Here is an 8,145-nt window from a genome sequence, read left to right as displayed (position 1 = left end):
CGCACACCTTTGACTTCAGCCAAAGGCGTATTGAGTATAGGACTCAGCACAGCGGCCTTGGCCCCTGCTGTGCGGCCATGCAAGTTGCCGCTGCACACATTGAGTTCCTCAATATCCGGTCCTGCGGTCCAAGCGCTCTCATTGGGATTTTCAAAACCCCAAACCCGGATCACCTGGGGATCGTTTTCAGGGCGTTCAACCTTTTCGATCACCAACTCGAATTTCTGGCTGCGCGCGACTTCCAGTGCCCCCTCTTCAGTAAGAATCTGGACAGATAGAGTCATCTGGTGCACGCCGGTTTCCCTTTCGCCAAAACGCGTTTCCAAGGGTATCTTGACGGTCTCGCCCGGCCCAAGCTCTTGTAATACGCGGCGTACAGGAGCATTGGGCGTATCACCCCGCAACCATAGCACCACCACCAGCGTCTCATTCGATTGATTTGTGAATTCCACTCCATAGGCTGCGGGCGCACCCACAAAGACTATCTGGTTTTCCGCGTTGATGAACTCACCGATTGCCACAGGGATAGCCAGCTCTTCTCCGGCATCCATGTCCATAAAATCCGGAGTAGCATCCGGGGCCTGGGAGAGCCCTTCCTGGACCATCGCAATTGCCTGCGTAAGGGTGCCGGTCTTAGGCAGAACCCAGGCGGTATCGATAAAATCCGTTATGGCCGCGGAGTTTTGGGCCGCAGTCCCGTCAATCTGCTGGGGGAATTCCGGCTGCGCAGCGGCTTTTGAGGAGCTCTCCACCTGAAGCGTCTCCGATTCCTCAGAGGCCCAGCTGGGTGCGCTTAGCGCGCTCCACCAAGAGGATCCGGCAGCCGTTGTCTTGTGATTTGTGCTGTTGGATGCGGTCCCTGAAGCGCCTATCACGTCAATGACCGGTTCCTCGGCAACGGGTGCGGGTTGTGCAACAGAATTAGAAGAACGTTTGCTTTGCCCATCTGCAGCGGATTGCCCGGGCTCAGGTTCCTGCGAATCCGGAGAGAGAAGCCGGCCTGATTTTTCCAGAAAATGCCTTCCCCCGCCTGTGGCGGCTCCTGCATTCGCCTGGCCCTGAGTCGCGCTTTCCTCGGCCTGTGCTTCGGATTCTGCGGATTCCTCCGAAGGCGCTTCGGATTCGGCGCGGGCCATGAGAGAGACTGTGGGCTCAGCCGCCTGACGGAGGGCAACCTCACCCTGGCCCTCTTCCTGTGCGCCGCTTTCTTCCAGGGGGACCCAATCTCCGGCCTCGTAAACGCCTTCACCTGAATCCGCGACGGCTTCGGCCGCCTCCTCCGCATAGCCCGCCGGAGCTCCAAGCACGCTCAGGCTGACAACCACCAGCCAGATCCAAATCCGGTGCTCTTTCGCTCTCAGGCCTCTCATGCGCGCCTCCTTAGAGGAGATGGGCCAAACATAGCTTACTTAATAATAACGAAGAGTGTTTTATTAAGTTGCCTCCTCTATAGGACAAGGTTTAGCACCTATCCGCAAGGGTTTCAAGACCTTAAGCGCTGTAATTACAGATAAATACAAAATAAATACTACTGATATTTTAAGAGTGATTAATAAATCGTAATAATTGGGCTTATGATAGGGTAGGATTTATGAGGAGTTGGTTTCCTGCATTTTAGTAAGGCATTACCTTGCGTCAGTCAGCCGTATTGGGTCCCGGTAAGTAATTTTCAGAGCTTAAGGCAAAGCAAACAGAGACTCCGCTTTGCCTCCTCTGTCAAAAACTTTCTTTTGGACATCAAAGCCAGTGGGGTATAATAGCCAAATTCAGATTGAATCGCAATTGAAAGGGAGCCTATTCGATGCCATCAGATCACGTACAAAACCCGGTTTCGTTGGGGCAACTTCCGGAAGGCAGCTCCGGTGTTGTGCTCGAATTTACCTGCCATAACGCCATTCTGCACCGCCTGCGCGAGTTGGGCATGACCCGGGGCACCCAGGTTGCGGTCAAGCGATTGGCGCCCTTCGGGGACCCCATGGAGATTACAGTCCGCGGCTTCAATGTATCCATCCGCCGGGCCGACGCTTCTTGTATCGTGTTAGAGAAGATTGAGACCCGATGAGCACCGCGCGAAAATCCCATTCCAAACGCAAAGAAGTCGCTCTTCTAGGCAATCCCAACTGCGGAAAAACCACGGTTTTTAACGGCTTGACCGGGATGCGCCACACCACCGGAAATTATCCGGGTGTCACCGTGGAGCGGCGTACCGGAACGCTCGTGCTGGATGAGGGACCCGTCACTATTCTGGATTTGCCCGGAACATATAGCCTGTCGCCCCATTCCATTGATGAAGAGATCGTGCACAATGTGCTCCTCGGCATGCAGCAAGGCACTCCTGCTCCCGACCTGGTGGTTTTGATCCTGGACGCGAGCAATCTGGAGCGCAACCTGTACCTCGCTTCACAGGTTTTGGAGATCGGGCTGCCCGTCATTTTCTTCCTGAATATGTGGAATCTTGCTCTGGACGAGGGAATGCAGATTGATTTGGAAAAACTCCAGGAACTCACCGGAGTCCACTGCATTGCCGGGAACGCACGAACAGGCATGGGACTTCCAGACCTGCGCAAGGCAATCGGCAAACATCTGAAGGACACTCCCCTTCCCAAGAAGCCCGGCGTGCTGAGTCCAAAGCTGGATAAACGGGTCGAGGATGAAGTCCACGCCCTTTGTGAAAAGATTCAGGCCACCTTTGCCCAGCGGCATAAGGCTGCCTGCGGCGAAGCGCTTCGATTGATTTCCGACACGTGGCGCGGCAGTCCTTTGCTCAAAAACAATTCAAACGGAGACGAACTTTGGAAGGCCGCAGAGCAGGTGCGTGCTCGGCTAAAATCTGCCGGAGTGGATTGGGCTGCCGCAGAAGCCGAAAGCCGCTATCAAAGCATTGCCGCACTGATCTCCCGGATTCTCACTTACCGGCCCGATGCCTCCCTTTCGCTGTCCGACCGGCTCGATTCCGTTTTTACGCACAAATTCTGGGGACTGGTCATCTTCATGCTTTTAATGGGCCTGGTCTTTCAATCCATTTTTAGTTGGGCCGAGCCGCTTATGGGCGTCGTCGAATCCTTTGTGCAGGCGATTGCCGCTTTTATCACCGGGTTGTTACCTGAAGGCGTTTTGCGCAGCTTGATTGTGGACGGGATCATTGCAGGCGTCGGAAATGTGGCTGTTTTCCTGCCTCAAATCTTTTTACTTTTCTTCTTTATCGCCCTTTTTGAAGATTTCGGTTATATGGCGCGCGCGGCCTTTGTTTTGGACAGGGTGATGAAGAAAGTGGGGCTCAATGGCAAAGCATTTTTACCCCTTTTGAGTTCCTTTGCGTGCGCGATTCCCGGTGTCATGGCCACGCGGACCATTCAGGATCCTAAGGACAGGCTCGCCACGATTCTGGTGGCGCCCCTGATGAGCTGCAGCGCCCGATTGCCCGTGTATGCGCTGATGATCGGGGCCTTTATTCCGGCCGTGCCGGTATTAGGCATTTTTGACCTAAAAGGCGTGACGCTTCTCTCCATGTATTTCCTGAGCATTATTGCGGGACTCGGCATGGCTGCGCTGTTCCGGAATACCCTGCTCAAAGGCCCCCATTCCCCGTTCGTTTTGGAGCTGCCTCCGTACCGAATTCCTCAGTTGCGCTCCGTTTTGCTCATCGTATGGGACCGGTCAAAGGAATTTCTATTCCGGGCCGGCACGATCATCTTTGCCATTTCCATTGTGCTCTGGTTCTTGGCCAATTATCCAAAATCCGAATCCCAGGTACAGCACTTTGAACAAGCGCGCCTCCAGGCAACTCAGACACTCAGCGGGGAAGACTTGACGCGAACCCTTCTGCAGATCGACCATAAGCAAGCCAGTGAGGAACTCACTTACAGCTTTGCAGGACGCTTGGGCAAGCTCATCGAGCCGGTGATCCAGCCCCTGGGATTTGACTGGAAAATAGGGGTCGGCCTGATTGCTTCCTTTGCAGCCCGCGAGGTTTTGGTCAGCACGCTGGCCATTGTGTACAACGTGGGGAATGACGGGTCAGAGACCTCTGTGGATCTGATTCACAAATTGCGCAACCAGGTCTCACCGGAGACCGGGGCCCCGGTTTACACACCTCTGGTCGCCATTTCCTTGATGGTTTTCTTTGTGCTGGCCTGCCAGTGCATGTCCACGGTGGCCATCGTTAGGAAGGAAACAAACTCCTGGCGCTGGCCTTTGTTCATGATTGCCTATATGACCTTGCTGGCCTGGCTGGGTTCTTTTGTGGTGTTCCAAGGCGGCCGGCTGTTGGGATTCAGCTAATGAACACTTCCGAAATCTTTGCCTTTGGGGTCGTGGCCGGAGCAGCGCTTTACCTGGGATGGTATTTTTTTCTCAGGAAGAATAAGAAGAAGAGCTGTTGCGCGCAGGGATGCCCTTTGGATGACTCCCCGAACCATGACTGAGGAGTCCCGGCAGATTTGCCATATCGGCGAAGGTGAGCGCGCCGGCCTGCTGCAATAAGGCTTCTTCAGCCAAACGGGTGTAGCCAAGGACCTTCATGCCCGCGGCAATCCCGGCTTGAACACCCGGCGCCGAATCCTCCACTACGACGCAGCGAGACGGTTGGGCTTTCATCTGTTCGGCTGCATGCAGAAAAAGATCCGGATAGGGTTTGCCCCGTGGCACTTCCGTGGCGCTGTAAATCCTTCCTTTGAACCGCTCGAGCAAACCCGCGTTTCCTAAAGTCAACTCCATTTTTGCGTGTGTTCCGCTTGAAGCCACGCACACGGGGTATGGAATGTGATCCAGAACCTCGGTAATCCCCGGCACAGCATGCGTCTCCTGCGCTAAGACCTTCAGGAGCTTTTCATTGAACTCCTCAAAGAAATGCTCCGGCAACGGACGGCCCAGGCTCTTCAGCGCCATGTCCCGGATATCTTGGGAAGAACGCCCCATGTAGAGCGCGATGGATTCTTCCGTGGTCGTGGGCAAGCCCAGATCCGTCAAGAACTCCGCCAGAATGCGGTTTGCCACCGGCTCGCTGTCCACGAGCACGCCGTCGCAATCAAAAATCACACACTCCCAAGACATACCTCTAGCCTCCCCTTCGGTGTCAGGCACTGGTGCCTGGCACCGGTGCCTGGCACCAAACGAAAAGCCCCCGCTCCGGTGAAGAGCGAGGGCTTTGTAAAACTAATCCTGCTCTGTTATGTTTGCCTTCCCGCTATTTACCGCCCAAAGATCCTTTCAGATCTGCAGCCGCCTTCTGGGCCGCGGCAGCCATCTCATCCTTGGCTTGCTGGAGAATCTTTTGTGCTTCCTGCGACGACTTATCCACGTTGCTCAGCACATACTTGACTGTCTGCATGGCCTCTTCGTATTGCTTGGAATTCAAGAAAGCCTGCCCCTGCTTAACCAAGTATTGTGCTTGAGCCTCGACCGTCCCTAAGGTCTTGGCATGGTCAATCGCAGCGGCTGAGGACTCTGCTTTTTGTCCACACGCGGCAATTCCCACACACACAATCAATGCCAGCCCCATCGCCCCGAACCTGCGAATACCTCTAATCATCAATGTCTCCTCTATGCCTTTTTCTTTCCGATAAGGAAGTACAAGATCATACCCACAACGGGTATGACCAGAATCAAGATAATCCAGAGTGCCTTCTTCGCTGTGTCCATCGAGCTCTTGACAACATCAATAATCGCGATGACGTCGAGTACCAGAACAATCAGGCCCAGCAATCCATTCATAAGGAGCCTCCTTTTTGTGGCCTTCTTTCCTGCCAGACTGTGAGCAACATTATAGAGCTGCCGGGTTGCTGCTGCAATGTATTCTGCCCCAGGCTTTTGCTCTCTCCCCAAGCGGCGGCCTGACTAGCGCACGGTGGCGTATTTCGGTGCTTCAGGATGATAGCGGCCTACCACGGTGTGGTCGTAGTAAACAGTGACCCAATGGCCAGGTATGATATCGCCCGGTATTGGTGGCACCCATTGATCAGGAACCCAACGTCTTACCGTGTTATACCCATTAAATACATAGATCACATCGTTAAGACCTGCCGCGGCGTGCTGTGTGCGTGGCCGAACCAAGTCGGCCTTCTGAGAAAAAACCCCTGTTGAGGGATCATACATTTCCATTTTTTCCGTTGGCTTGGGCCCACCGGTAAAATACAGCTTCCCCAAACACGCGGTCACTACCCTCTCCGGCCGCTCTGGATTCATTACATGTTCAACTGATAATTCATTCCATTCAGGACTGTATTTGTATATGTGAGTCGCACTTGTCAGATAGATAATCTCTCCAATAGCAGCAAGATTATTTTGAGCAAAGCTTTCCGGCAAAGTCAGCAATTGGACCCAGGTATCGAATGCTGGGTTGTACTCCATAATCTGCATACCAAAAGTAAAGACCCGGTCTTGTGCGGAAGTCATTCCAACCGGATCCGTGCCTTCCGGTGCGTCGACTGCACGCGACCAGATTTGTGTCGCACGATCGTATTTCCACAATCTACCGTAAGTCCCCAAGACATAGACTGCATCTGCAGTTGCAGTGCCTCCCAGAAGCTCTGTGGGCCACTCGCGCGCCTTTTGGGTCCAGGTATTCGCGACCGGATCGAGGATAAAGAGATCTTCAACAAAGTACCAGATCTCATTGCCCACACTAAATGCCAGTTTATTCCGTGCCGTAAACGAAGTATCCTTTGTTGCTTCCGGGTCCGGATCTTCTACCCAGACATCCCCGTCTCCGCTGAGCAAACGGATGGATTCTACTTCAAGGGTGTCCCCCACCTGAGCAGTCGACGGAAGCTCCACGCTGAGACTCTCAATGGAACCGTACCAGGCCACATTCTTTGCCATGGAGACGAGAATCGTATGTAACTGGCCGTCTCCCAACACTTCAAAATCTTGGATTTGCCCTAAGCTCCCCAATTCTTCACCCTCTCTGGCCCAGCCTATAGCGCCTGAAATAGAGGAGCTGATTGCCTGGTAAGTAATTTCCAACTTGTTGTAGATTTCGGAATTGACGGGCTCCACAAAATCCTGTACCAAAGTCGGGTGCGTCCCGATCACATTTGCTTGGAGCATACCGCCGCTTACAGACACGTTAGTAAGGTCATCCGACGCACTCCATCCTTCCAACACGCCTTCTGTCTCAAAATCCCATACGGTCTCCGGCTCCATTAAACGCACATAATCCAAATGGATGGACTCACCCGTAACGCCGTCTCTCAGCGGCATGATCGCCAGGTTACTCAGATAACCTTCTTCCCAAGTGGGTTGCCCTCCAAGATAGAGGACCATTTCATGGAGTTCCCCATCCGCGAGTGTTTGGAAGTCCATACCTCTTGAGCTAAGAACCGGATCTTCTTCTCCTGCACTCCACTGCAGGCGCCCCAGCCTGTAAAGATCTCCGGAGCTGTAGGCGCGAATTCCCAGGAGGAGTTCCGTGTACTTCTGAGGGTTCCATCGGACCTCATTGGGTGAAATATACACACCCTCAGGCCCCACAAGCTCGGCTCGATATTGTCCGCCCATTACGGAGGTGGTTCCAAAGCCGGCCGTACTCCAGCCTTCGGCGTCTCCCGCAGTTTCGAATTCCCATTGAAGTTCTAAAGGATCCGAAAAACTGGATGTATCCCGCACCCGGATATGATCGATGGCCACCGTGTCTCCCATGGCCGGTGTCTTGAGAGGATCCAGTCGGAATTGATTGATGGTACCCCCCCAATTCGGGTGGGTACTGAAGTCAAAAGCGGCCACATGGAATTGCCCGTCAGAGATCACATTGAACTCAATGCCGCGGCCCCCGCTGCCGGGAACCAGATCCCCTTCCCCCCAATAAAATTGCGCCAAGTCATACGTGCTATTAATCGTATACCCGATCTCCACAAGCGCTTTCTCGTCTCCGTTAAGCCCCAAGTGCGTGAGACTCTTGAGTTGCGGATCGCAATCGCTGATCGTGCCCCTCAATTCGCCGTTTATAACCTCCGCATCCTCCACACCTCGGGTATATCGCCACCCCTCGGCATCTCCTTCCCGGTTGAATTCCCAGAAGCCGACTTCCGGGGCCGGACCGCTCGGCTCCAAAATGCGCACGTAGTCAATGGCCACGGAGTCCCCAATGGCCGCGTACTTGATGGGGTCCAGACGTACTTGGGCAAGAGTCCCCGTCCAAAGATCGTG

The 8,145-nt window shown here is 54.0% G+C and carries 7 protein-coding genes; 2 read left to right on the top strand and 5 right to left on the bottom strand.

All coding sequences use genetic code 11. From position 1 onward, the window contains the following. Nucleotides 1–1,370, bottom strand: a 1,370-nt coding sequence (locus tag JW937_10315) for a hypothetical protein (protein MBN1587803.1), incomplete at its 3' end; no start/stop codon positions are given. A 431-nt stretch (nt 1,371–1,801) separates the two neighbouring features. Here JW937_10315 and JW937_10310 point away from each other — a divergent pair. Together JW937_10310 and feoB are read left to right on the top strand one after the other, a co-directional pair. Next, complete coding sequence (locus JW937_10310) at nt 1,802–2,062, top strand: ferrous iron transport protein A (GenBank protein MBN1587802.1); 261 nt, start codon at nt 1,802–1,804, stop codon at nt 2,060–2,062. Beyond that, nucleotides 2,059–4,281 carry a ferrous iron transport protein B gene (gene feoB, locus JW937_10305; GenBank protein ID MBN1587801.1) on the top strand — a complete coding sequence of 741 codons (2,223 nt, stop codon included), beginning with the start codon at nt 2,059–2,061 and terminating at the stop codon, nt 4,279–4,281. Before JW937_10310 ends, feoB begins: the two co-directional genes overlap by 4 nt. A gap of 72 nt (nt 4,282–4,353) precedes the next feature. On the opposite strand, the gene JW937_10300 is transcribed toward feoB, so the two are convergent. The 4 genes from JW937_10300 to JW937_10285 form a co-directional block, all read right to left on the bottom strand. Then, nucleotides 4,354–5,052: an HAD family hydrolase gene (locus JW937_10300; GenBank protein MBN1587800.1), complete on the bottom strand. Its 699-nt coding sequence runs from the start codon at nt 5,050–5,052 to the stop codon at nt 4,354–4,356. A 133-nt stretch (nt 5,053–5,185) separates the two neighbouring features. Continuing rightward, on the bottom strand, nt 5,186–5,530 hold the full coding sequence (locus tag JW937_10295; GenBank protein ID MBN1587799.1) for a hypothetical protein: 345 nt from the start codon (nt 5,528–5,530) through the stop codon (nt 5,186–5,188). 11 nt (nt 5,531–5,541) lie between these two features. Further along, nucleotides 5,542–5,712, bottom strand: coding sequence for a PLDc_N domain-containing protein (locus JW937_10290; protein ID MBN1587798.1), 171 nt, complete (start codon nt 5,710–5,712; stop codon nt 5,542–5,544). Nucleotides 5,713–5,835: 123 nt separating this feature from the next. After that, nucleotides 5,836–8,145 (bottom strand): hypothetical protein (locus tag JW937_10285; GenBank protein ID MBN1587797.1); only part of this gene is annotated, 2,310 nt, incomplete at its 5' end.

This window comes from Candidatus Omnitrophota bacterium, assembly GCA_016929445.1.
Lineage (GTDB): Bacteria > Omnitrophota > Gorgyraeia > JAFGIU01 > JAFGIU01 > JAFGIU01.
This window is presented reverse-complemented; position numbering and strand designations above follow the sequence as displayed.